This is a genomic window from Marinobacter sp. SS5-14b, from assembly GCF_030541005.1.
Classification (GTDB): domain Bacteria; phylum Pseudomonadota; class Gammaproteobacteria; order Pseudomonadales; family Oleiphilaceae; genus Marinobacter.
Genome location: NZ_JASSVM010000003.1, coordinates 197,062 through 222,229, shown reverse-complemented (window position 1 = coordinate 222,229; position 25,168 = coordinate 197,062). Strand labels below are relative to the sequence as shown.

Genomic DNA, 25,168 nt, shown 5'->3' with positions numbered 1-25,168 from the left:
GGTGCAGATCGTCATTTTTCAGAATTTAATGTGGTGTGTAGACCGGACTTTTTCAAGGTTTCCAGCACCACTTGCGGATTACCGCTGCTCAGCCAGTGAACTTCCGGCCATTTTCGTAACCAGGTGAGCTGGCGCTTTGCCAGTTGACGGGTAGCCGCTGCTCCCCTGTTTACGAAAGTCTCATAATCACAAGTGCCCGACAGGTAATCCCAAGCCTGCCGGTAGCCCACGCAACGCATGGCCGGCAATTCAGGATTCAGATCACCCCGGGCCATCAGGCGCCGGACTTCTTCCAGAAACCCTGCCTCAAGCATCCCCCGAAAACGTTTTTCTATCCTGTTATGGAGAGTTTTCCGCTCGGGTGGTGCAAGGGCAAACTGAAAAACAGTATACGGCAGGTCTGCAGTTTCGTCTGCCTGCCACCGGGTAAAATACGTGTAATTCTCAATGCCTGACCCGTTTTCGCCCGAAGAAGTTCCCGAATCCATCTGCCACAGCTCTGAAATCGGCCTTCCAGTGAGCCGGATCACTTCTATCGCCCGCATCAGGCGTTGCCGGTTGTTCGGGTGGATAAGCCGGGCGGCAACCGGATCTTTCGCCAACAACTCATCGTGAATAGACGCCCAGCCACCCGCACAGGCTTCTTGTTCAATCTGCGCGCGGAGCTCCGGGCTGGCTGATGGCAGGTTCGACATTCCATGCAGCAGCGCCTTGAAGTACATCATGGTCCCGCCCACAAGCAGCGGAATACGTCCACGGCCTGAGATCTCGGCCATTTCCGCCAACGCATCCCGACGAAAATCGGCGGCCGAATAGGTTTCCGACGGATCGCAGATATCAATCAGACGATGCGGGGCCCTGGCCAGCTCCTCGGCGCTCGGCTTTGCGGTGCCAATATCCATGCCCCGGTAGATCATGGCGGAATCTACGCTGATGATGTCGCAGGGCAACAGGTCACACAGGGCAATGGCCAGATCGGTCTTGCCGGAGGCGGTCGGCCCCATAAGAAATATGGCGGGGGGAAGATCTTTCGAGTCTACTCCGGAAGCGCCTGACATGGCTTCTAGCGCCCCCTCAGGAACAGCTTGTCCAGTTCAGACAGGGTCACCAGCGTCCAGGTTGGCCGGCCGTGGTTGCACTGTCCACTGCGCTCGGTTGCTTCCATATCTCGCAAAAGGGAATTCATTTCCGGAATGGTCAGCTGCCGGTTGGCCCGAACCGAGCCGTGACAGGCCATGGTGCCCAGAAGTTCATGGGTCACCGCTTCCACCCGGTCGCTCTGGCCATTCTCGATCAGATCGGCCAGCACATCGCGCACCAACTGCTCGGTGTCGGCACCTCGCAACAGCGCAGGAATCTGGCGCACGGCCAGGGTTTCCGGACCAATACGTTCAATTTGCAGGCCCAACTGCTGCAATTCTTCACCGTGGCTTTCTGCCAGTGCTGCCTCTTTCTGACTGACCGCCAGCGACACCGGCACCAGCAAGGGCTGGCTTTTCAGATCCTGCTCCACCAGAGCCCGTTTCATGCGTTCATAGGTGATCCGTTCGTGTGCCGCATGCATGTCCACAACGATCATGCCTGAACGGCTCTGGGCAAGAATGTAGATGCCGTGCAACTGCGCAATGGCGTAGCCCAGCGGCGGCTCTTCCTCGCCGTCCTGAGGCGGCGTGGTCGCCACCGGTGGTGTAGAAAAGCGGTCAGCCTGGGGCTCGACCGCTACACCACCGCCCGAATTGAGTGAGTTGTAGAACGCCATCTGATCGCTGGCTTTCCACTCCTGTTGCGGTGGCGTAGGCGCGGAGCTTCCAAACCCGCTACTGAACGGGGATGGCTGAATACCGCCTTGGCCAGGCTGCGACTGAAATGGCGGCTGTCCCACGCCAGACTGGACGTTCTCAGGCTCGCGACCGAAAGACTGTGCCACCGCACCCCGCAGATGGTCGTCCGGGCGCACATCCGCCAGCGCACGATGCAGAGTGCGAAAAATGAAATCGTGTACCAGGCGGCCATCGCGGAAACGCACTTCGTGCTTGGTGGGGTGGACGTTGACATCCACAGTGGCCGGGTCAACTTCGAGGTAGAGCACAAACGCCGGATGGCGGTTGTTGTAGAGCACATCCCGGTAGGCCTGTCTCACCGCGTGGGCCACCAGTTTGTCGCGAATAACCCGGCCGTTGACAAAGAAGTATTGAAGGTCTGCCTGACTCCGGGAGAAGGTCGGCAGCGCCACCCAGCCCCACAAACGCAAGCCGCTGGCTTCGGCCTCAATCACCACCGCATTATCAATAAACTGTTGGCCGCAGAGGGCACTGATCCGCCGCTCTTTGTCGATATCCGATTCCGCAGGCCGCAGGCTCTGCACCACACGCTGATTGTGGCGCAGGGTGAAACCGGCATCAAAACGACTCAGCGCCTGTCGGCGAATGCATTCGTCTACGTGATTGAATTCGGTTTTTTCAGTGCGCAGAAACTTGCGACGTGCCGGGGTGTTGAAGAACAGATCCCGGACCTCCACCGTGGTGCCAACAGGGTGAGCGGCCGGGGAAATTTTGGCATCCATGTCTCGGCCTTCGACTTCTACCCGGGAAGCAGCTTCCTGTTCCGCAGTGCGTGAGGTCAGTGACAGCCGGGAAACCGAACTGATACTGGCGAGAGCTTCGCCCCGGAAGCCCAGCGTACCCACGGCCTCAAGGTCGTCCAGAGTCAGAATTTTGCTGGTGGCATGCCGGCTCAGGGCCAGCGGCAGGTCGGCCTCATGAATGCCCGAGCCGTCATCGCGCACCCGGATCAGCTTTACACCGCCCTGTTCCAGCTCGATATCTACCCGGCAGGCACCGGCATCCAGGGCGTTTTCAACAAGCTCTTTAACAACAGATGCAGGACGCTCCACCACCTCGCCAGCGGCTATCTGGTTGGCAAGCCGGGGCGAGAGCAATTGAATGTGGGGCATAGCCGGGAACTACCTCTTGATCAGGATGAGGGAATACGAATGGTTTGCCCTACCATAACACGATCGTCGTTCATCCCGTTAAACCGCATCAATTCACTGACGGTGGTCTGATTCTCCCGGGCCACGCCAGACAAAGTGTCGCCTCGCTGGATGCGATACTGGCTGACCCGGCCATCATCGCGATTGTTCTCTTTTTGCCAGGCGAGCAATGTACCCGGTGGCGGCGTGCGACGGAAATAATCATGGATACCATCCATCATGGCACTGGCCAGCCGGTCGCGATACCACTCTGACGCGAGATTTTTCTCTTCCTTGGGGTTTGAGATAAAGCCGGCCTCAACCAGGATTGAAGGAATATCCGGTGATTTGAGCACCGCAAAAGCGGCCTGCTCAACACCAGGCTTGTGCAGATTTGCCACCCCACCCAACTTACCCAATACCGAACTACCCACACCGAGGCTCGCGTTGATGCTTGCCGTCATAGACAGATCAAGCAACACGCCAGCCAGCATTTCATCCCGCCCTTCTAAAGACAGCCCGCCTGCGCCGCCGATAAGGTCAGAACGGTTTTCGCTCTGGGCCAGCCATCGGGCGGTTTCGCTGGTTGCCCCGCGCTGTGACAAGGCAAACACGGAGGCACCATTGGGCTGCGGCGTCCTGAAAGCATCGGCGTGAACCGATACAAAAAGATCCGCGTTGTATTTGCGAGCCAGAATCGTCCGATTTCTCAGGCCGATGTAGTAATCGCCAGTGCGGGTGAGCTTGGCCGTAAAGCCAGGCTGCTTATCAATCAGTGCCGCCAGGGTTTTCGCCATTTTCAGCACCACGTCTTTTTCACGGGTGCCACGGGGGCCTATGGCACCGGGGTCTTCACCGCCGTGACCGGCATCCACCACGACGATAATATCCCGCTTACCCGCCGAGTCTTTTGTGACGGTCGGGCTGGCTGCGCGTTCCAGTCGGCTTCCCGCTTCATCGATCAGATCAACAACCAGACGGTGGCCATATTGCTGATTAGGTTCCAGCACAAAGCTGCGAGGCTTGATATCGCTTTTCAGATCCAGCACCACGCGCAAATCCGTGCCATTACGGGGCGCGCTGCGAATACGTTGAATAGGGCTCCCCGACAGGTCAACCTGACTGAAATCCGTCTTCAAAGACGTATTTTTCATATCAATCACCAGCCTTGCCGGGCCGGAAAGCGAAAATACGTTGTGATCCACCGTGCCGGCGGTATCCAGCACCAAGCGGGTATGATCCGGCGCAGGCCATATCCGAAGGCCTTCGATCTGGGTGGCTGCATTGACGACACTGGCCATCAGCGCAAACAGTATGAACAGTGCGATTCTCATGAATCCGGCCCTATCAATTCAATCTGGTTCAACAGCGAGGCACCCAGCTCAGAGCGCGCCCTCAACACGACCGAGCGCCCTCTACCTTCCCGCTCCAGGTGCACCTCGATATCCGGCTCCGGCAACACGCCTTTGCCACGTTCAGGCCATTCGATCAGGCAGAAACTTTTACCCGAGAAGTAGTCGCGAATGCCCATATACTCCAGCTCTTCAGGGTCACCAAGCCGGTAAAGGTCAAAGTGGTAGACCGGTGGCTCCAGCTCCTCGTAGGGCTCCACCAAGGTATATGTGGGGCTTTTAACCGCGCCTTTATGGCCCAGCCCGCGCACCACACCCCGGCTGAGCGTGGTTTTACCCATGCCGAGGTCACCGTCCAGAAACACCGTCAGGCTCTGCTCCGACAATTGTGCCAGCCGAGCCAGCTCAGCGCCCAGTTTTTCTGTTTCAGACTCAGATTCCAGGAAAAGCCGGCGCTCATTGCCAAAAACAGTCATCGCTTCCCCCGATTGTTACTGGTGTATTGATAATCTGTGTCTTTTAACACAAGCGGCAAGGTTTCGATAACATCCACCGGCAGCAGGCCCATGTAACCGAGCCTCTCCACCGCCTTGTCGGCCGCGGCCAAGTGCGCTGCCGCCGCAGCCACTGTTGCCACACCGGCGTCCGCCAGCTGACCAATAAACGCACCAATCACGCCAGATAGCACATCACCCATGCCGCCCGTTGCCATGCCAGGATTACCCCCGGCAATAACAAAGGACTCACCGGCACGGTTAACGATGACCGTTCCTGCGCCTTTTAACAGCACCACACCGCCCCACATTTTTTGCAGGTTTTTTGCCGCAGCCAGCCGGTCCGCTTCGATATCTGCAACGGAGCATCCAAGTAAACGTGCAGCCTCACCCGGGTGCGGAGTCAGCACATGGTTACGAGCCGGAACCGAAGCCCGAGCGGCCATCAGATTCAGGGCGTCGGCATCCAGAACACGAGGTTTGGCACTGTCCAGCACCTGCTGCAACATTTGCTGCCCCCAGGCGGACTTGCCCATACCCGGGCCGCAGACCACGATGTCTGCCCGCTGCAGCAGAGGTGCCAGTTCCGAGCCATGAATCAGCCCGTGAGCCATCACATTCGGACACCGAACCAAAGCCGCCGTCACATGCTCGGGCCTCGTGGCCAGAGAGATCAGCCCAGCTCCTGCGCGAGACGCGGCTTCCGCGGCCATGATTCCGGCGCCCCCAAAGCCCCGGTCACCCCCGACGACCAGGACATGACCAAACCGCCCCTTGTGAGCGTTAAGCGGCCGTGCCGGAAACCAGGCCTGACAATCATGCCAGCATGTGAGCTGTGCCACCGGCTGTTCCGGACAACCTTGCATCTGCTCGATGGTCGCCAGTGGTTCGTAGACCACCTGACCACAGGTTGCGGGGCCGGTACCCGTAAACAACCCTGCCTTGGCACCGATAAAGGTCACAGTCAGCGCAGCACGAACAGCCTCACCCTCTGCCGCTCCGGTTGTCGCGTTAAGCCCAGATGGCAAATCAACCGCGAGCACTGGCACTTCGGCACCGTTCAGCTCGCGGATAATACTGGCAAACGGTTCTCTCGGCGCTCCGCCGGCCCCCGTACCCAACATGGCGTCAACAACCACATCGACTGAATCAAGGCAGGTTTTCACACTGCCATTCGGCAAATCGTCAAATTCGGTAACCCGCACCCCCTCCGCCTGGGCTGCCCGAAGTGCCTTGAGGGCATCGCCGGTCAGTTTTTCGCTTGGCGACACCGCAATACAAGTGACGGGAATACCATGACGACAGGCATTGGCGGCCATCAGATAACCGTCACCGCCGTTATTACCAGCACCACATAAAACCAGAATGGCGCCAGGTGTCGACCAGTGTTTCAGCAACTGACGGAATGCCGCCCGGGCGGCCGATTGCATCAACTCAAACCCATCAACGCCCTGCTGATCAATAAGATACCGGTCCATCGCCCGCACAGAGTCGGCGGAATACAGGGCTTCTGGTAGACTGTCCGCGTAGCGCATGGGGCATCCCGCTAAAGAAACCGGTTTAAGAAAATTGGCCAGATACCTGTAAAGCATAGCAAAATAGGAAAAAAGGTCATAACTTAATCAAATTAAATCTCTGCAGGCTTTCACCGCCGAAGGCTCCGTTATGGCCATCCGTCCAGATCACAGCACCCCAGACCCGGCCCTGGACGCCCTGCCAGACCAGATTCGCCAGTGGGCGAAGGAACTGGGATTCGCCGATGCCGGCATCACCCACGCCGATACAGGCCCGCACGCGGAGCGCCTGCAGCAATGGCTGGCCGCCGGCTACCATGGCGATATGGCGTACATGGCGGACCACGGCGACAAACGTTACACCCCGGAGTCCCTGGTGCCCGGCACCCTTCGAGTTATCTCAGTACGGCTGGACTATCTGCATGCCCCGGACAACCCGAAACAAGCGCTCACTAACCGGGAAACGGCTTACATTACTCGCTACGCACTGGGCCGGGATTACCACAAACTGATGCGCAAGCGCCTGGCCACGCTGGCCCAGAAGATTGACGAGGCGGTCAGTGGCTATGACTATCGGGCCTTTGTCGACAGTGCGCCGGTACTGGAGCGTGGCCTGGCCCAACGCGCCGGCCTGGGCTGGATTGGCAAGAACAACATGCTGATTCACCCTAAAGCGGGCTCTTACTTCTTCCTGGGGGAAATCTTTACCAGCGCCCCGTTACCGGTGGACAAACCTTTTGATACACAACATTGCGGCTCCTGCTCCGCCTGCCTGGAGGTGTGCCCCACCGACGCCTTTGTTGGCGCTCACTTACTGGACGCCCGCCGCTGCATCAGTTACCTGACGATCGAACTGAAGGGCCCGATCCCGGAGGAGCTGCGCACAAAAATGGGCAATCGGGTGTTCGGTTGTGACGACTGCCAGCTGGTATGTCCCTGGAACAAATTCAGCAAAGCCACCAACGAAGACGACTTCAAGCCCCGGCACAAGCTGGACAACACCAAGTTGGCGGAGCTGTTCTTGTGGACTGAGCAGGAATTCCTGAAACGCACTGAAGGCTCGGCCATCCGGCGTACCGGCTACGAGAACTGGCTACGCAATATTGCCGTCGGGCTGGGCAATGCCCCAACGACCATTCCGGTGATCGAGGCATTAAAACAGCGGGCGGAGCACCCTTCCGAGCTGGTGCGGGAGCACGTGGCCTGGGCGCTGCGCCAGCACGGTTTATAACTTGAAAAAGTGTTCGCGGTAGTGGCGCAGTTCGTCGATGGAGTCGCGAATGTCGTCCAGAGCCAGGTGACTGCCTTTCTTTTTCACGCCGTCGAGGACGTCCGGACGCCAGCGGCGAGCGAGCTCTTTGACGGTTGAGACGTCCAGATTACGATAATGGAAGAAGGCTTCCAGTTCGGGCATGTATTTGACGAGGAAGCGGCGATCCTGGCCGATGCTGTTGCCGCACAGGGGGGACTCACCGGCCGCCAGGTACTGCTTCAAAAACTCGAGGGTTTGTTGCTCGGCTTCGGCTTCGGTGGTTTTGCTGTCTTTGACGCGCTGGGTCAGGCCGCTGGCGCCGTGGGTGTTGGTGCACCATTCGTCCATGCCGTCGAGCAGACTGTCCGGTTGCTTGATGGCGATGACGGGGCCTTCGGCGACCAGATTCAGTTCCGAGTCGGTGATGATGGTAGCCATCTCGATAATGCGCTCTTTTTCCGGATCCAGCCCGGTCATTTCAAGGTCTATCCAGACCAGTCGATTGCCGTTACTCATTACGTATGAAACCTATGCCGTTATGTTTGGGGGCAGGTGCAGGTGTGGTGCTGCTTTCCGGAAAACGCTCCTTCGGCACATCCTTGTGACGCTTGGGCTCCGCCATCCCTGGCTCCGCACATTTCCGGAAAGCAGCACCACACCTGCACTTCAAGCTACATTACTGGCCGCCTGTCAATCTGAAACCCACTCTGCGGATCGGGGTGCTGGCCGGGTACACCTTTCCGGGAGTATCTGAAGCCATGGATGGCTTCAGCTAAGCGCACACGGATGTGCTCGTAGCGTCTCCCGGAAAGGTGTACCCGGCCAGCACTTGCACCCAAGTCGAGAGTTGCGCGGCCTTACTCGAAAGTCTAGAAACCCTGCCTATTGTCTATGATTCACGTATCATGTGTCACACCACTTTCCCGGAACACTTGAAACCAGATGGCCAAACGCAAATTGAACAACCGCCAGCAATGGCGGATTGAGAAAATTCAGAAAGAGCGGACAACCCGAATGGCCCGGAAAGAAAAGGCCATTGAAGCTCAGACCGAAGCGGGCGAACTGGGGCCGGAGCAAGAAGGGCTGGTGATTGCCCACTACGGGCAGCAACTGGACATTGAAGCCCTGCAGGGGGAGAACACCGGGCAGGTATTCCGGTGCTTTGTTCGGGCGAACATCAGCAGCCTGGTGACTGGCGACCGAGTGGTATGGCGACCAGGCAAGAGTGAGACCGGGGTCATTGTAGCGCGGTGTGATCGCGACAATTTGCTGCAACGGCCAGATAACTTTGGTGCACTCAAACCGGTAGCCGCCAACATTGACCACATCATTCTGGTGATCGCGCCGGAGCCGGAACCCCATGACAGTCTGATTGACCGATATCTGGTGGCGTCCGAAAGCTCTGATATTCCCGCCGTCATTTTGCTGAACAAGACAGACCTGATTAACGATCGTAACCGGGAACACATTGAGACACTGCTGGCCCGCTATGAAGCTTTGGGCTATCAGGTTGAGCGAACGTCTGCGGTGGCCTGTGAGGGCGAGCCGGCAGCGGAAGTCGAGGCGCTGGTCAGGGGCCAGACCAGCGTTTTTGTAGGCCAGTCCGGCGTGGGCAAGTCATCAATTATCCAGACCCTGTTGCCCGACGAATTATTGCGAGTAGGCGCGGTTTCCGAGAGCACTGGCAAGGGTGTACACACCACTACCACGGCCAAACTGTTTCACCTGCCGGCCGGTGGTGATCTGATTGACTCGCCCGGCATTCGGGAGTTCGGGCTCTGGCACATGACCCCTCAGGAAGTGGAGTACGGCTTCCGGGAAATCCGGCCTCTGATCGGCCTTTGCAAGTTCCGCAATTGCCGCCACATGGGCGACCCAGGGTGTGCGCTGGACGCTGCGGCTGAAACCGGAGCGATTTCGAGGGAGCGCCTGAAGAGTTTCCATCGAATTCTTCAGGACATGTCGGAGCAGCAGGCTCGCGGGCTTAAGCTGTCCTGAGTTATCGCTCGCCCTCAATCAGGCCGGCCTGGCCTCACCAGTTCAGCTCGCCCGGCGCTGGCTCAGGGCGTTCTTCGAACCAGTCACCGCCTTCCAGTTGTTCCAGCGCCTGTTCTTCCTGCTCCTCGGTCGGGCGGGTCAGATCGATAAGCGGACGATCTGAGCGGCCAGCACCACTCTCAATACCCTCGGCTGTTTTCTTGTTCAGAACGATGATGGAGATGCGCCGGTTCACCGGGGCCACCGGGTTGTCTTTGTCGAACAGTACCGACTCACTCAGCCCCACTACCCGGGCAATTTGTTCCAGCCTGACACCACCGGCCACCAATGCCCGACGCGCGGTGTTGGCGCGGTCCGCCGAAAGCTCCCAGTTGGTGTAACCGGGCCGGCCACTGAACGGGGTTGCATCCGTATGGCCGGTCAGGCTGAGTTTGTTGTTGACCGAGCCCAGCGTTTTGGCAAGTTCAAACAGAATATCCTGGGAGTAATATTTGAGTTCGGCACGACCACTATCGAACATGGGCCTGCCAGACCGGTCCACAATCTGAATGCGCAGGCCTTCGTCGGTAATGTCTATCAGCAACTGGTCCTTGAACTCCTGCAAGGTTTCATTCTGCTCAATACGTTCTTTAAGCTCCTGAAACAGCTGTTCCATACGGCGCTGCTCAAGGGTCTCGGCCAATTCATCGACAACCTGATCTTCAATCTGGATGGTGCTGGATTCAACGTCCTGCGAAGCCTCGTTGATCACCGATGCGCTGCCCTCCAGGTCGACCGGGTTTGCAGAACCGCCCTCCATAAAGCCGATGGGGTCCTTGAAATAACCTTCCACCGCCAGCTTCTGCTCCGGCGAGGCCGTCGCCGTCAGCCAGAGCACGAGAAAGAAAGCCATCATGGCCGTGGCGAAATCCGCAAACGCAACCTTCCAGGAGCCGCCGTGGTGACCTCCGGCGACAACCTTTTTGCGTTTTATGATAATCGGCTGCTCTTCCACACTTAACTCCGGCTACTGGCGGTCAACATCACTTGGAGCGAACGTGATCGTTCAGTTCCTGGAAGCCTGGCCTTTTGTCTGTGGGCAGGGATTTACGGCCGAACTCGATGGCCATTTGTGGCGCCTGGCCAGACACCGTAGCAACAATGGCGGATTTCACGCACTCGTAGGCTTTCAATTCATATTTCGCGGCGTGTTCAAGCGCAATGGAGGCCGGACCAACAAACCCATAGCCCATCCAGATTCCCAGGAACGTCCCCACAAGTGCCGCTGCGACACTCAGGCCAATTCTCTCCGGCCCTTCCGACAGAAAGTTCATGGTAATGACAATACCCAGCACCGCCGCAACGATACCCAGGCCGGGGAGCGCATCTGCAATCTTGTTGACAGCGTGGGCGGGTTCTTCCAGTTCGTGCTGGCGACTATCGATCTCGTTCTCCATCATGCCTTCGAGCTCGTGGGGCGCCATGTTGCCCGAACTGATAATTCTTAAATAATCCGTAATAAAATCAAGTAGGTGACCGGACTTCATGATGGCAGGGTAGCGGATGAAGATCTGGCTGTTTTCAGGGTTATCGATGTCTTCCTCAATGGCCATCACGCCCTGCTTACGGGACTTATCGAAAACCTCGTACAGCAAGCTGAGCAAATCCATGTAGTAGGATTTATTGAAAGGCGAGCCGGTCAACAATCTCAACAAACCACTGAACACTTCCTTTACGGTGTGCATGGGGTTGGCAATCACAAAAGAACCCAAAGCCGCACCGCCGATGATCAGGATTTCCGTCGGTTGCCAGAGTACAGCCAGGTTTCCACCGTGCAATACATAACCACCCAGAACGCTTGCAATGACAACTACCGCACCAATAATCAGCAGCATAGAGAAGAGTTAGCCTTTTTGTTGTCTGGTCGATAGACCGATAATAGCAAGCCTCTGCCCGAACAGCGAAGCCACGAAACAATTTCTATACACTCGCCCCAGTTTGTTAAACTGCGCCGTTTTAAACCCGAGAGATTTCTCAGATGCTTGATAAACTGTTTGTCCTGAGCCAATACGTCACACCTCAGCTGTCGGTTTCCCGGCTAGCCGGACGCCTTGCCGACAACGACAGGACACCTGCCCTGAAAAACCGTGTGATCAAATGGTTTATCGACCGTTACGGCGTAAACATGAGCGAAGCCGCTGAATCGGACCCGACCGCCTACCCCAGTTTCAACGCTTTTTTCACCCGCGCCTTGAAGCCTGGAACTCGCAGCGTCGATCAGAACCCGGCTGTTTTCGTAAGCCCGGTAGACGGCGCCATCAGCCAGCTTGGTCATGTCATTGCAGACGATCGAGTGTTTCAGGCAAAAGGCCAGTCGTTCAGCCTGACTGAGCTGTTGGGCGGCGATGAGGATCGTGCAGCACCTTTTCGCGAGGGTGAGTTCGCCACCATTTACCTGTCTCCGAAAGATTACCACCGCATCCACATGCCACTGGCCGGCACCCTGAAAGAAATGGTCTACGTGCCCGGCAAACTTTTTTCCGTGAACCCGGTCACCGCAGAAAATGTACCCAACCTGTTTGCGCGGAATGAAAGAGTGGCCTGCATGTTTGATACCGACGCTGGCCCTATGGCGCTGGTTCTTGTCGGAGCCATGATTGTGGGCAGTATGGAAACCACCTGGGCAGGCGTAGTTGCACCCAAGCCAAGCCAGATTACCCAGTGGCAGTATTCGGGCAACGAAGCCGTTCGCTTCGAAAAGGGCGATGAAATGGGACGATTCCGCTTGGGCTCTACGGTGGTTCTGGTGATGCCTAAGGGCTCCGTGGACTGGAATACCGACCAGGTAGCCGGCAAAACCGTACAGATGGGTGAAGCCTTCGGCAAACTGGGCCAGGCGACAGCCTGACCAGAGAGGCCCGGTCAGGCTCGCTCAATCGGGAAAGCCAGCACCTCCTCGATACTCTTCGCACCCACCTTCAGCATCAGAAGCCGGTCCAGCCCAAGTGCTACACCCGAGCAATCGGGCAGGCCGGCTTCGAGCGCGCCGATAAACGCCTCATCCAGAGCCATCTCGGGTTTGCCGGTGGCTCTACGCTGGCCATTGTCAGCCGCAAAGCGCTGCCGCTGCTCGGCAGCATCTGTCAGCTCCCAATAGCCGTTGCAGATTTCCAGCCCGCCGATGTACAACTCAAATCTGTGGGCTACCGGATGATCACCTTCAAGAGACACCTTGGCCAGCGCAGCCTGAGAGGCGGGATAACGCGTGATAAATACCGGCCGATCAAGACCCAGGCCAGGCTCAACAACAAAGCTCATGACCAGATCAAGGCAACCGTCACGGCCAAGCCCTGCAAGCTGCTCAGGCTCCAGCCACTGTTCGCAATACTGACGCAGGTTGTAATCGGACACCGTCATCGGGTCAAAACCGGCACTTGCGATCACCGCTTGCCGGTAGTGCAACTGCTCTGGCCGTTCACAATCCAACCAACCACAAACCAGATCTGACACCTCGGCCATCAAAGCCTGATCATCCAACCCCACCCGGTACCATTCGAGCATGGAAAACTCGGGATTGTGACGCCGCCCTCGCTCGCCGTTACGGAATACCCGGGCGACCTGATAAATAGAGCCAATCTCGGCAGCCAACAACCGCTTCATATGGTATTCGGGGGATGTTTGTAGCCAGCCGCCGTTCAGGCAACCGGCGCTGACTTGCGCAGGAATTCCGTCAAGATTCACATCAGTGACGCCGAAGCGGCCAAGCACCGGAGTTTCTACCTCCAGTACGTTGCGCGCATCAAAAAAGCCGCGCACATAAGCAAGCTGCTGTGCACGGCTTTTCAGGACGTCCCGCGAGGCAGTGGGCTGCCAGACAGGTATCTCAGTCACGAAGAATCAGCTGCTCTTGACGCGGTTAACGTACTCGCCGGTACGAGTATCCACTTTCAGAACCTCACCGATAACGATGAACAGAGGCACGCTCACCACGGCACCGGTAGACAGAGTGGCCGGTTTGGAGCCGCCCTGAGCGGTATCGCCCTTCATGCCCGGGTCGGTATCCACCACCTCAAGCTCAACAAAGTTCGGCGGTGTTACTGACAGTGGAGCGCCGTTGTATAGAGTAACGGTATATACATCCTGTTCTTTGAGCCATTTGATGGTATCGCCAACGGCCTTGGCATCTGCGGCGTACTGCTCGAAAGAGCCGTCAGTCAGCATGAAGTGCCAGAACTCGCCATCGGTGTACAGGTACTCCATGTCCTGATCCATCACATCGGCCGACTCCAGGCTTTCACCGGATTTAAACGTGCGCTCCCAAACCCGGTTGGTCATCAGGTTACGAAGCCTGACACGGTTAAAAGCCTGGCCCTTACCGGGCTTAACGAATTCGTTCTCCAGAATGATACAAGGGTCGCCGTCCAGCAAAACCTTGAGACCGCCGCGGAATTCGTTGGTAGAATATGAAGCCATGAAATGTCCACCTGACATACTGTCGTTAAAATTTCAAAGGTCGCTATGATACAGCGAACCCCTGCCCGTATAGAAGCCCGCGATGTCAGCCATCTGCCAACCAGCTTCTGCACCGCATCTGATGCACCCGCTGAAGGTCAGAGCTGGCAACAGATTCTCAGCAACTCCGTTTGCCGGCCCGAACAACTGCTGGAGCGCCTGGGCCTGCCTGTCGAAACGTGGCTTGAGGGCGCGAAGGGCGGGCACAAGCAATTTCCTGTCCGGGTGCCGGAGCCCTTCATCCAGCGAATGGAGCCCGGAAACCCAGAAGACCCCTTACTGCGTCAGGTTATGCCGTTTGCTGATGAAAGCCTTGAGCAACCCGGGTTTATCAGAGATCCCCTGGAAGAAACAACGGCATTCCAGACGCCCGGATTAATCCGGAAATACAAAAGCAGGGCCCTGCTGATGGTGACCGGCCAATGTGCCATCAACTGTCGCTACTGTTTCCGTCGGCATTTTCCATACGACGATCACAGGCTAAGCCCGAACGACCGGCGCGAGGTGATCACCGCCCTTTCAGCCAGCCCGGAAATCAACGAAGTTATCCTGAGCGGTGGCGACCCCTTGTCAGTGAACGACCGACTGCTGGCCCAGTGGGCAGAGATGCTCGATACGGTGCCGCACCTTCGCCGGTTGCGTATCCATACACGGCTGCCGGTGGTCATTCCCCAACGGGTTTGCAACGACTTGCTTGCCTGGCTGAACCGGAGCCGGCTGCAGAAAGTGGTGGTTGTACACGTGAATCACCCGGCCGAGATAGACAGCCCCACGCGCCAGGCACTGAAGCGACTCAAGGATGCCGGCGTCACCTTGCTCAACCAAAGCGTCATCCTGAAAGGTGTTAACGATTCGAGTGCAACGCTATCGTTGTTGAGCGAAACGCTTTTTGAAGCCGGCGTGCTACCCTACTACCTCCACGCTTTTGATCCGGTTGCCGGTGCGCACCATTTCAACGTGAGCGATTCCCGGGCCGCAGAGATAGTCGGTGAAATGCTGGAACACTTGCCAGGCTTTCTGGTTCCAAGGCTGGTCAGAGAGGTGCCAGGCCAGGCCAGCAAGACTCCGATTCCCGTCAATTCGTGAGACCTGTCGCAGATGTTGGCCCTTTTTCACTTGTTAAAGATTGTCAACTCGTGATTTTCTCGCTTTTTGTCTCTGCTTTGCTATTTTACAGTTCAATGTACAGAAACAATAACGGCCTGTATTTTCGGCGTTTTCGTCGAAAAGCACCTAACGCAATCCAGACACTGGCGTGAGAACATGGATGGCATGATCCTGAAACCCGAACTCAAGGTTCCCGAGCAAAAAACAGCTAGCCTGTCTTTTTGTGACACGACGCCCAAGGCTTTTCGTGCCTGGATTGACCAGCTACCCATGGCCAACATTGGTGAAGCTTCCCGACAGCTTTACCATGCCATTATTGAGCTGAATCACCTGTTCCTGACACCACAGCAACGCATGCAGTTCCTTGAACTGGTTCGGGACAAGATTCATTTCGTATGCAACGAACTTTCCAGGCATTTTCTGGGGCTGGCAATCGCCTTACCGGAAAAGCAGAAGAAAATCGCCAACCTCACCCAGGCACTTCAGCTCCACCTGGCCAGCGGCTACAAGCTCTGCGTACTGGAGTTCATTGATCACGGCGGTGTGGACAAAAACCGCAAGGCGATTGCCACCGCAATCCACCGGGCAATCGCCGAATTGGGCTCTACCATTCTGAGGTCCCACCAACTGTACTGCCCCAGCCCGGCCCAAAGCTGGCTGGAGTGTCACCGCCTGTTCCGGTTTGCCAGTCGCCACAAGCTTGGCACCCAGGATGTGGATGACGACACGCTGACACACCGGCGGTCCAGCACGGTGGCTGATAGCTACAAACGCATACTCTTACTGGGATGCTCACGCCCCAACCAGTTGCGGCAGTCCGAACTCACACACGTTTACGAACTGTTTGAATCCTGGACAACCTGGTGCGAGGGCGGCCCGGACGCAGGCTCGGACAGCCTGTTCATCGTCAACATGGAGAAGGATTCGCCACCGGTCTATCGAAGCCTGCTGGACAGCCAACCCGGCGACGAGAGCGTTGGCTTCGATACCCGGGTTCTGTCCTCACACCTGGCCGATGCTCTGCATGCACGCCGCGACCACAGAACGGCAGACACACCACTGAACATCCCCCCGGCTGTCAGCGATACCTTGCTGACTCACCTGAGCCAGGCACTCGGAATTCTGGCAAAGCGGAACTTCAACCGCATTTCCAGTCAGGGAACGCTCGAAGTGTGTGTCGGCCTGACCTCAGCCCACTATTTTGTGGCAGGCCAGAAAGCCTTTTCCGAGTTCCTTGAGGGCAACGAAAGCGATCACCACGAGCAGGACAACCTGTTTATCCGCAAGGCAAACCGGCAAGCCGATGCCTGGTCTGGCGCCCACGATGCCGGACCACAAGACGACCGACTGCACTCGGCAGATACCCCCATCAACTTTCGGGGTGCCGCCGGCAATGCAGTCACACCCGGGCAGGATCGGGCCCGGCCCAAATCCCATCACGCATTACTGATCAACACCAGCCCGGGTGGCTACTGTGTTGCCTGGGAAACCAATATACCGACCACCCTTCAGGCCGGAGAAGTACTGGGCGTCAGGGAACAACGATCGCACCCCTGGAGCATCGCTGTCGTTCGATGGTTAAGGCAGATTAAAAATCAGGGCACCCAGGTGGGTATTGAGTTGCTGGCACCCAGCGCGTCGCCCTGTGCGGTGCGGCTGATCCAGAAAGTCGGCAACAGCAGCGAATATCTGAGAGGCCTTCTGCTGCCGGAAATCAGCGTCGTCAATCAGGCAGCAACCCTCATTACCCCCCGCTTGCCTTTCCAGAGCGGCAGCCGCATCTCACTGCTGCATGACGGCCGCGAGGACCAGGGGCAACTGCTTAAAAAGGTGTCGGCAACGGGAAGCATCAGCCAGTTTGAACTCAAACTGCAAAGCCCGGTGGCGTTGACCAGTCAGAATGGCGCGCCATCTTCCGGCCCTGGCACTACCGAAGATGAGTTCGATTCCCTGTGGCCTTCGCTCTGATCCAGACGGTGAATGCAGGGTTTGCCAGGGTTGTTATTAAACGCTAACCCCTGCATCATTCAGCCTGAGTGATCAGCCGACTGCTTGTCGTTTATCAAAAACACAGCATCCACCGTCTTCAACAATGAAGGCGGGCCGGCACCATCAACGGGTACCATGAGACGTCTTACGAATGCAGAAAAAAAACGCCACCGTACACCTGCTGATTCTTGACCCAGACCAGAACGACGCCGAAACAATGGTTAGCTTGCTTCGGAACTCCGGCAAAGCCACCCGAGCACACCGCATTACCTCGGAAGAAGACCTCGAAGAAACGCTGAAGGCCTCGAACTGGGACTTGCTGCTTGCCCGGGATCTGGAACAGGAATTCGGGGCCGACGATGCCCTGGCCATGGTAAAACGGATGGACAAAGACATCCCGTTCATTCTTCTTACCAAAGAGCCCAACAGAGAGCGAGAGGTTGGCATCATGCGGGCGGGAGCCCAGGATGCCATCCCCTTCGACTACACCGACCTGCTGGTTCTGGCGGTCAAACGGGAACTGGCAGCGCTGGACGAGCGCCGCAGACGGAGGGTACTGGAATCTCACCTGCGGGAAGCCGAACAACGCTGCCAACTGTTGCTGGAAAGCTCGAAAGACGCCATTGCCTACATTAACGACGGCATGCACATTTACGCTAACCAGTCCTACATGGAATTCCTGGGTTATGAGGATATCGATGACCTCATCTGCATCCCGGTACTCGATACGCTGACACCAGAGAGCCAGGAAAAATACAAAGAATTCATGAAGTCCTTTGCCGAACAAGGCAAAGATGGCGTGACCCTCAATTGCACCGCACGCCGCAGCGACGACCAGGAGCTGAGCGTTACCATGTCAGTTTCGGCCGCCACCTACGATAGCGAAGTGTGCACCCAGATTGTGCTGCAGCCAGAGCACAGTGATGCAGAGCTCGAAGAGAAGCTGAAACAGATCAGCAGCCAGGATCTGCTCACCGGCCTGTATAACCGCCAGTACCTGATGGACGCACTGGCACAGACCATAGCCATCGCCGGTAAGAATAATCAAACCGGCGCCCTGGCCTACATTGCGCTTGATAACTTCCTGACCATGAAGAGCCAGGTGGGCATTTCAGGAGCCGATTTGCTGCTCGGCGACCTGGCAACGCTTCTGAAAGAAAACACCGATGAAGACATCACCCTGGCGCGCCTCAGTGACGATGCCTTCTGCCTGATGTGCCTTCCGTGCGACGACAAAACCATGGAAGCCCGGTGCGAAAAAGTTCGCAAGGCCGTGGAAGACCACCTGTTTGATATCAACGGCCGTACCGTTCCTCTGACGGTGTCCATCGGCGTGGCCGCTATCACCGAGAACTCACCGAAAGCCGAAGAACTGCTTGGCCGGGCCCACACGGCGTCAGCCGAAGTCAAAAAGCAGGCAGGCCACGAAGGCGGCAACGGCATTGTGATCTACAACCCGGCCAGTTATGAGAAGCTGGATGAATCCAACTCCGTTGAAGCCATCCTCAGGGCGCTGGATGACAACCGGTTCCGGTTGCTGTTCCAGCCGATCATTAACCTGAGAGGTGAAGGTGAAGAGCACTACGAAGCGTTTGTCCGCATGCTCAACAAGGACAACGAAGAAGTGTCACCCTACGACTTCCTGCCGCCCATGGGTCCGCAGGATACAGCGATCAAGATAGACCGCTGGGTGATACTGCAGACCATCAAACAGCTGGCCAGCCACCGCTCACGCGGCCACGATACCCGGCTGTTCCTGAACATCACCGCAGAAACCCTGCAGGACAAAACCTTCACACCCTGGCTGAGTGTTGCTCTGAAAGCGGCACGACTGCCCGGCGACTCCCTGATTTTCCAGATTCGTGAAGGTGACGCGAACAACTTCATGAAGCAGGCCAAGGATTTCACCAAAGCCGTTCATGAGCTGCACTGCAAGGTATCCATCAGCCAGTTCGGCTGCGCCATCAACCCGTTCAACACCTTGAAGCACATCGACACAGACTATGTGAAGATTGACGGCTCCTTCACCGAGGAGATCCAGAAGAGCGACAAGGTGAAAGATCAGGTCAAGGAATTGGTGAAGAGCCTACAGAACTCTGGCAAGCTCACCATCATTCCACTGGTGGAAAATGCCAGCGTGCTGGCAACGCTCTGGCAAGCCGGCGTGAACTACATTCAGGGCTATTACCTGCAGGCTCCGGTGCCGGAGATGAACTACGACTTCGGGGACCACTGACCGGAATCGGAAAATCTGAACAGGGGCGGAAGCAAACACTTCCGCCCCTTTTCGGTTTCAGAGGCTGGGATTTTTCAGGGTTTGATTGGTATCGCTCTCACGAAAACCAATCAGATACAAAATAGCATCCAACCCGAGAGTCGAGATGGAATGCCTGGCAGACTCTTTCACCAGAGGCTTGGCACGGAACGCCACGCCCAAGCCGGCCTGGCTTAGCATGGGCAAATCATTGGCACCATCGCCCACTGCAATCACCTGCTCCCTGGAAATGTGTTCTTTTTCGGCAATCTCCAGAAGCAACTCGGCCTTGCGCTTGCCATCTACAACCTGCCCTTTAACCTGTCCCGTCACCTTGCCATCCACAATATCCAGCTCATTCGCATAGACATAGTCGATGCCCAGCTTCTGCTGCAGATGACGAGCAAAATAGGTAAAACCACCAGACAGAATCGCGGTACGATACCCCAGAGCTTTCAGGCTTCGAATCAGGTGCTCTGCACCTTCAGTCATTCGCAGGCGGCTGGCCACGCCCTCAAGCACCGACTCATCAAGCCCCTTGAGCAGTGACAGGCGTTCAGCAAAGCTCTGGCTGAAATCCAGCTCCCCCTGCATGGCCCTTTCGGTGATCTCTGCAACCTGCTCACCAACACCCGCCTCCAGCGCCAACTCATCGATCACTTCCGCCTCGATGAGTGTGGAGTCCATATCAAACACCACCAGGCGGCGGTTGCGCCGGAAGATGGAATCTTCCTGAAAGGCGATATCCACGTTCATCTCGCCAGCGATGTGCAAAAAATCGGCACGCAGCTGCTCCAGATCCGATGGCGTACCCCGCACCGAAAACTCTACGCAAGCGATACGATTGTCAGCGGAATTCAGCGAAGGCCGCGCCGACAACCGGGTAATGTTGTCGATATTCAATCCGTGGCGGGCGGTAATCGCAGAAACCCTCGCGATTTGCTCGGCCTTGATGTCTCGGGATAACAACGTGACGATGTAACAGGCACGGTTCCGCCCCTCGGCCCAGGCCTGATACTCCTCCACCGTAATGGGCGCAAAACGTACCTGAAGGTCCAGGGCATGGAGGCGAAACAACAGATCCCGGATGACCGGAGACGATTTCGACTCGTCCGGAATCTCGATCAAGATGCCCCAGGTCAGATGATCGTGGATCACCGCCTGGCCGATATCCAGAATACGAACATCGTAGCGCCCCATAATCCCGGTTATTTCCGAGGTCAGCCCGGGCTTATCGCGCCCGGACACATTCACCAGTACCAGCTCACTCACTGTCCACGTTCTCCTCTTCCTCGGCTCTGGCAGCAGAGGGAATCACATCAATACCATCCACGCGCTGGAGGCCGCGGGGCAATTTATGGCCACGACGGCCACGCTCACCGAGATAGTGCTCAAGATCGCCAAACCTGAGACCCAGCTTGCGTTTGCCAGCCCGAACCTCCAGCTGATCCTCTTCACCAAACACCGCAACGGCAACCACGTATTCCTCGCGGTTCTGCACCCGCGCCGAGGGGATGCTGATAATCTTGTTGCCTTTCCCTTTGGCCAGCTCCGGCAATTCACTGAGCGGGAACACCAGCATTCGGCCCTCATTGGAAATGGCCGCCAGATAGAGCGTGGTGGCAGTTTCAGGCACCATCACCGGCGACATGATTCTGGCGCCTTTGGGCACCGACACGACCGCCTTACCCGCTCGATTCTTGCTGATCATGTCATTCAAGGAGGTAACAAACCCGTACCCGGCGTCGGTTACCAGCAAGGCCTTACGTTCGGGATCGCCCATCAGCAAGCCGGCAAACGTGGCACCGGGCGGCGGATTGATCCGGCCGGTTAGCGGATCGCCCTGCCCTCGTGCAGAAGGCAGGCTGTGAGCCATCAGCGCGTAGGCTCGCCCCGTTGAATCCAGGAAAATGGTTTGCTGGTTATTCCGGCCTTTGGCAGCGAGCGCGAAGCGGTCACCGGACTTGTAACTGAGGCCCACCGGGTCAATGTCATGACCTTTGGCAGCCCGCACCCAGCCCTTATCTGACAGCACAACGGTCACCGGATCATTGGAAACCAGGTCGGTTTCGCTGAACGCTTTTGCCTCTTCACGCTCAACAATGGGCGAGCGACGATCGTCGCCGTAGGTTTCCGCATCCTGCAGGAGTTCCGTTTTGATCAATTCGCGCAAGCGGTCTTGGGAGCCCAGAATCGACTGAAGTTCGTCACGCTCAATCGCCAGTTCATCCTGCTCGCCCCGAATTTTCATTTCTTCCAGCTTCGCCAGGTGGCGCAACTTGAGCTCGAGAATGGCTTCGGCTTGATCAGGCGACAACCCGAAGCGAGCCATCAGCTCCACTTTTGGCTTATCTTCGGTCCGGATAATCTCGATCACCTCATCAATATTCAGGTAGGCAATCAACAAGCCTTCCAGCAGGTGCAGGCGCGCCAGAACTTTATCCAGGCGATGCTGCAAACGACGGGTAACCGTGGTTTTGCGGAACGCCAACCACTCCGTCAGCATTTCGTGCAGGCCTTTGACGCCCGGGCGGCCATCATTGCCGATGACGTTGATGTTGACCCTATAGGTCTTCTCGAGATCCGTGCTGGCAAACAGGTGAGCCATCAGGCCGTCCAGGTCGACCCGGTTTGACCGTGGCACGATTACCAGGCGGGTTGGGTTTTCGTGGTCGGACTCGTCCCTTAAATCGGCCACCATAGGCAGTTTCTTGGCCTGCATCTGCTGAGCAATCTGCTCCAGCACACGGTTACCGGAAACCTGATGGGGCAAATCGGTGATCACAATCTCACCGCTTTCCTTTATCCAGCGTGCCCTCATCCTCAGGGAGCCACGGCCAGTATGATAAATCTGCCGAAGGTCTTTGCGCGGGGTAATGATCTCTGCATACGTTGGAAAGTCAGGGCCTTTGACGTGCTCACACAGCTCGTCAACGGTAGCATCCGGTTTATCCAGCAGGCGAATGCAGGCAGCCGTCACTTCCCGCACGTTGTGGGGGGGAATATCGGTCGCCATACCCACCGCAATACCGGTGGTCCCGTTCAGCAACACATGAGGCAACCGGGCGGGCAGCACGGAAGGCTCTTCCATGGTGCCGTCGAAATTCGGCGTCCAGTCGACCGTACCCTGCCCCAACTCACTCAACAACACATCCGAAAAGCGCGCCAGGCGAGATTCGGTATAACGCATGGCGGCAAAGGACTTGGGATCGTCCGGCGAACCCCAGTTGCCCTGGCCATCCACCAAAGGATATCGATACGAAAACGGCTGAGCCATCAGCACCATAGCTTCATAGCAGGCGCTGTCACCATGGGGGTGAAACTTACCCAGTACATCGCCCACAGTACGGGCCGATTTCTTGTACTTGGAGGTGGATTTCAACCCCAGCTCCGACATTGCGTACACAATCCGCCGCTGAACCGGCTTGAGCCCGTCACCCACATTGGGCAAGGCGCGGTCGAGGATCACGTACATGGAGTAGTCGAGATAGGCCTTCTCGGTATAATCCCGTAGCGCTACCCGCTCGAAACCTTCATCCGTTGTCTGAAACTCTGGCATGGATGCCCCTTTGCCTTAACTGCCTGTTTTAAAATGTCTCGATGATGCCCGAAAACAATACCGGGCACGTTGGCCGTCATTATATGGACGCCCGCTACGATACACCAATTTCCAATAGCGGAATTCCCGCATGGAGAGTCTGTAAGGTGCGCCGTATTCTCGCTGATGTAATTAGAAGGCCGTTTTTCTCTTAGCAAGCGGAAACCTATGACACCAAATCTCAAAGCCTGCGGGCACGCCATGATAACGGCACTGGTGAACGCCGTTCTCGCGGTGGTTCTGATGTTGCTGGTGGAGTTCGCCATCAGTGGTAACTTTCAGATCCCCGAACCCTATCTTTGGGCCGGACTCCTGATCTGGGTCGTTATTTTCGTGGGTCAGTTCCTGCGCCAACGCCACCTGTGCAAGACCGGTGAGCCGTCCGCCAACGGATAACGGGGCCTGGCGACACCCAGCCCGAAAGACAAAGCCCCATCAAAAGTGACATATTCGCGCCCCCTGCTACTCTTGTGATTAGAAAGAGAAAACCACGGGGGTGACATGAACGTATTAAATAACCTTGGGCTTCGTACCAAGATAGCACTGCCTTTTCTGATAACCGCGACTGCCCTGGTTATCGTAGGCGCATTCAGTGTTCTGACGGCACGAAACCTTGTGTCGGACACCGATGACATAGCCACAACCTACTTGCCCTCTGTGAGCGAAATCCTTAACGGTGACCGGGACTTATATCAGGCACTCGTCGCCCAGATGACACTGGTCGACCAGGCCTTCAATAGCGAAGACACCGCCGACTCGCTGAACGACTTCAATGAAAACGCAGAGCAGGCCAGAAGGCGCTACCAGGAAAGCGCTGAACGCCTGAAAGGCACCGGCATTTCAGATGTAACCCAGGGTTTTTCCAGTGCCTTTGATCGCTGGGAAATGTCCGCCCGCCGGGTCATTGACCTTGCCCGGAACGGAGACCCCGACGAAGCCAGAAATCTGGCCGCCAGTGAAACCGGCCCGCTTTTTGACCAGCTGAGAAACTTCTACGACCAGGCGGGCGCCCATGCCGATGAGCAAGCGCAAAAGCGCTCTTCAGAGGCGTCGGCTGAAGGCACCAGCAGCTCAGCCACCATTCTGACCATCACCCTGATTGCCATTATTCTGAGCGCACTGCTGTTCACTACCTTCCTCAAGCTGATCATTCAATCCATATCCGCCCTGCGCAAACAGCTCGACAACATAGCTCAGGGTGAAGGCGACCTGACCAAGCGGATCCCGGTGGAAGTCGAAGACGATCTTGGTCGACTGGCCATCAGCTTCAACAAAGTACTGGAAAACCTTCAAGGCATGATCGGTTCAATTCAAAGCCTCAGCCGAGACCTCGGTCAGGGCGCCGCCGAACTGGCCTCTGCAGCCAACGATAACAACGAGGGCGTAACTCGCCAGACCGACTCCATTTCCATGGTCGCGACGGCGATCAATGAAATGCAAAGCGCCATTGAAGAGGTGGCGGGTAATGCATCACGAGCCGCGGAAATTACACGAGAAGCTGAAACCAAGGGCAACAACAGCGCCCAGATTATCCGCAGTTCCTCCAAACAAGTGCACCGGTTGGCAGCCCAGATATCCAAAGCCGTTGAGGTCATCCGCAAGCTCTCTGCCGATTCCGACAATATCACGTCCGTACTGGACGTCATCCGAGGCATTGCCGAACAAACCAACCTACTGGCACTGAACGCAGCCATTGAGGCAGCGCGCGCCGGAGAGCAAGGCCGGGGCTTTGCGGTAGTGGCTGACGAGGTCCGCACCCTGGCGCAACGCACGCAGCAGTCTACAGAGGACATTCAGACCATGATTACCTCGCTTCAGACCGGAGTCTCCGATGTGGTGAACGTCATGGAAACAGGCAGTAAGGAAGCAGCAGAAACCGAAAAACTCGCGACCGAAGCGGAGCAGGAACTGCAGGCTATTCTGGAGGCCATTTCCAACATTACCGATGTGAACACCAGTGTGGCGTCTGCCACCGAGGAGCAAACCCAGGTGATCGATGAGATCAACCGCAGCATTACCGACATCAACGATCTGGCAGCGGCAAGCGCCGAACGTTCGCAGGCCATTGACGGCATCAGCAAATCACTGGAAAGCTACGCAACCGAACTGGAAAAACAGACAGGACGGTTCCGGGTATAGCCCGGAACC

20 protein-coding genes are annotated in these 25,168 nt (G+C 56.9%); 8 read left to right on the top strand and 12 right to left on the bottom strand.

The genetic code is table 11. The features are described from left to right. Positions 1-11 precede the first annotated feature (11 nt). The 5 genes from miaA to QPL95_RS08625 are packed head-to-tail and all read right to left on the bottom strand — an operon-like array spanning position 12 to position 6,352. A complete protein-coding gene (gene miaA / locus QPL95_RS08645; protein WP_303290584.1) occupies positions 12-1,058 on the bottom strand; it encodes a tRNA (adenosine(37)-N6)-dimethylallyltransferase MiaA in 1,047 nt (348 codons plus the stop codon). Positions 1,059-1,063: 5 nt separating this feature from the next. Then, positions 1,064-2,953, bottom strand: a complete 1,890-nt coding sequence (gene mutL / locus QPL95_RS08640; RefSeq protein ID WP_303290583.1) for a DNA mismatch repair endonuclease MutL — start codon at positions 2,951-2,953, stop codon at positions 1,064-1,066. Between the two features lie 20 nt (positions 2,954-2,973). Next, a complete protein-coding gene (locus QPL95_RS08635; RefSeq protein WP_303290582.1) occupies positions 2,974-4,305 on the bottom strand; it encodes an N-acetylmuramoyl-L-alanine amidase in 1,332 nt (443 codons plus the stop codon). Then, the gene (gene tsaE, locus QPL95_RS08630; protein ID WP_303290581.1) at positions 4,302-4,799 is read right to left on the bottom strand and encodes a tRNA (adenosine(37)-N6)-threonylcarbamoyltransferase complex ATPase subunit type 1 TsaE; all 498 of its coding nucleotides are present in this window, start codon (positions 4,797-4,799) and stop codon (positions 4,302-4,304) included. Before tsaE ends, QPL95_RS08635 begins: the two co-directional genes overlap by 4 nt. Further along, entirely contained in the window at positions 4,796-6,352 is a 1,557-nt protein-coding gene (locus QPL95_RS08625; RefSeq protein WP_303290580.1) for an NAD(P)H-hydrate dehydratase, read from the bottom strand. The genes tsaE and QPL95_RS08625 overlap by 4 nt, the downstream gene beginning before the upstream one ends. A 130-nt stretch (positions 6,353-6,482) precedes the next feature. On the opposite strand from QPL95_RS08625, the gene queG reads away from it, so the two are divergent. Then, positions 6,483-7,562, top strand: a complete 1,080-nt coding sequence (queG, locus tag QPL95_RS08620) for a tRNA epoxyqueuosine(34) reductase QueG (RefSeq protein ID WP_303290579.1) — start codon at positions 6,483-6,485, stop codon at positions 7,560-7,562. Here the strand turns inward: queG and orn are convergent. Next, the gene (orn, locus tag QPL95_RS08615; protein WP_303290578.1) at positions 7,557-8,099 is read right to left on the bottom strand and encodes an oligoribonuclease; all 543 of its coding nucleotides are present in this window, start codon (positions 8,097-8,099) and stop codon (positions 7,557-7,559) included. The two genes, queG and orn, sit on opposite strands and share 6 nt — an antisense overlap. A gap of 426 nt (positions 8,100-8,525) precedes the next feature. On the opposite strand from orn, the gene rsgA reads away from it, so the two are divergent. After that, positions 8,526-9,581, top strand: a complete 1,056-nt coding sequence (rsgA, locus tag QPL95_RS08610; protein ID WP_303290577.1) for a small ribosomal subunit biogenesis GTPase RsgA — start codon at positions 8,526-8,528, stop codon at positions 9,579-9,581. Positions 9,582-9,615: 34 nt separating this feature from the next. Here rsgA and motB read toward each other — a convergent pair whose 3' ends face one another. After that, positions 9,616-10,575: a flagellar motor protein MotB gene (gene motB / locus QPL95_RS08605; RefSeq protein ID WP_303290576.1), complete on the bottom strand. Its 960-nt coding sequence runs from the start codon at positions 10,573-10,575 to the stop codon at positions 9,616-9,618. Between the two features lie 28 nt (positions 10,576-10,603). Continuing rightward, the gene (gene motA, locus QPL95_RS08600; RefSeq protein ID WP_303290575.1) at positions 10,604-11,455 is read right to left on the bottom strand and encodes a flagellar motor stator protein MotA; all 852 of its coding nucleotides are present in this window, start codon (positions 11,453-11,455) and stop codon (positions 10,604-10,606) included. A 143-nt stretch (positions 11,456-11,598) separates the two neighbouring features. Here motA and asd point away from each other — a divergent pair, with 143 nt between their 5' ends. Beyond that, the gene (asd, locus tag QPL95_RS08595; protein ID WP_303290574.1) at positions 11,599-12,468 is read left to right on the top strand and encodes an archaetidylserine decarboxylase; all 870 of its coding nucleotides are present in this window, start codon (positions 11,599-11,601) and stop codon (positions 12,466-12,468) included. A gap of 14 nt (positions 12,469-12,482) precedes the next feature. Here asd and epmA read toward each other — a convergent pair whose 3' ends face one another. Both epmA and efp read right to left on the bottom strand, forming a co-directional pair. Then, a complete protein-coding gene (gene epmA, locus QPL95_RS08590) occupies positions 12,483-13,451 on the bottom strand; it encodes an EF-P lysine aminoacylase EpmA (RefSeq protein ID WP_303290573.1) in 969 nt (322 codons plus the stop codon). Positions 13,452-13,457: 6 nt separating this feature from the next. After that, on the bottom strand, positions 13,458-14,033 hold the full coding sequence (efp, locus tag QPL95_RS08585) for an elongation factor P (protein WP_303290572.1): 576 nt from the start codon (positions 14,031-14,033) through the stop codon (positions 13,458-13,460). 45 nt (positions 14,034-14,078) lie between these two features. On the opposite strand from efp, the gene epmB reads away from it, so the two are divergent. The 3 genes from epmB (at position 14,079) to QPL95_RS08570 (ending at position 19,404) form a co-directional block, all read left to right on the top strand. Further along, a complete protein-coding gene (gene epmB / locus QPL95_RS08580; protein ID WP_303290571.1) occupies positions 14,079-15,158 on the top strand; it encodes an EF-P beta-lysylation protein EpmB in 1,080 nt (359 codons plus the stop codon). Positions 15,159-15,335: 177 nt separating this feature from the next. Continuing rightward, positions 15,336-17,147: a GTPase gene (locus QPL95_RS08575; RefSeq protein ID WP_303290570.1), complete on the top strand. Its 1,812-nt coding sequence runs from the start codon at positions 15,336-15,338 to the stop codon at positions 17,145-17,147. Positions 17,148-17,319: 172 nt separating this feature from the next. Further along, complete coding sequence (locus tag QPL95_RS08570) at positions 17,320-19,404, top strand: EAL domain-containing protein (protein ID WP_303290569.1); 2,085 nt, start codon at positions 17,320-17,322, stop codon at positions 19,402-19,404. A 57-nt stretch (positions 19,405-19,461) separates the two neighbouring features. On the opposite strand, the gene serB is transcribed toward QPL95_RS08570, so the two are convergent. Continuing rightward, on the bottom strand, positions 19,462-20,694 hold the full coding sequence (gene serB, locus QPL95_RS08565) for a phosphoserine phosphatase SerB (protein ID WP_303290568.1): 1,233 nt from the start codon (positions 20,692-20,694) through the stop codon (positions 19,462-19,464). Then, positions 20,687-22,981 carry a DNA topoisomerase IV subunit A gene (parC, locus tag QPL95_RS08560; protein ID WP_303290567.1) on the bottom strand — a complete coding sequence of 765 codons (2,295 nt, stop codon included), beginning with the start codon at positions 22,979-22,981 and terminating at the stop codon, positions 20,687-20,689. The genes serB and parC overlap by 8 nt, the downstream gene beginning before the upstream one ends. 207 nt (positions 22,982-23,188) lie before the next feature. Between parC and QPL95_RS08555 the strand changes: the two genes are divergently transcribed. After that, a complete protein-coding gene (locus QPL95_RS08555) occupies positions 23,189-23,416 on the top strand; it encodes a hypothetical protein (RefSeq protein WP_303290566.1) in 228 nt (75 codons plus the stop codon). Between the two features lie 105 nt (positions 23,417-23,521). Next, positions 23,522-25,159, top strand: coding sequence for a methyl-accepting chemotaxis protein (locus tag QPL95_RS08550; protein WP_303290565.1), 1,638 nt, complete (start codon positions 23,522-23,524; stop codon positions 25,157-25,159). Positions 25,160-25,168: the final 9 nt, after the last annotated feature.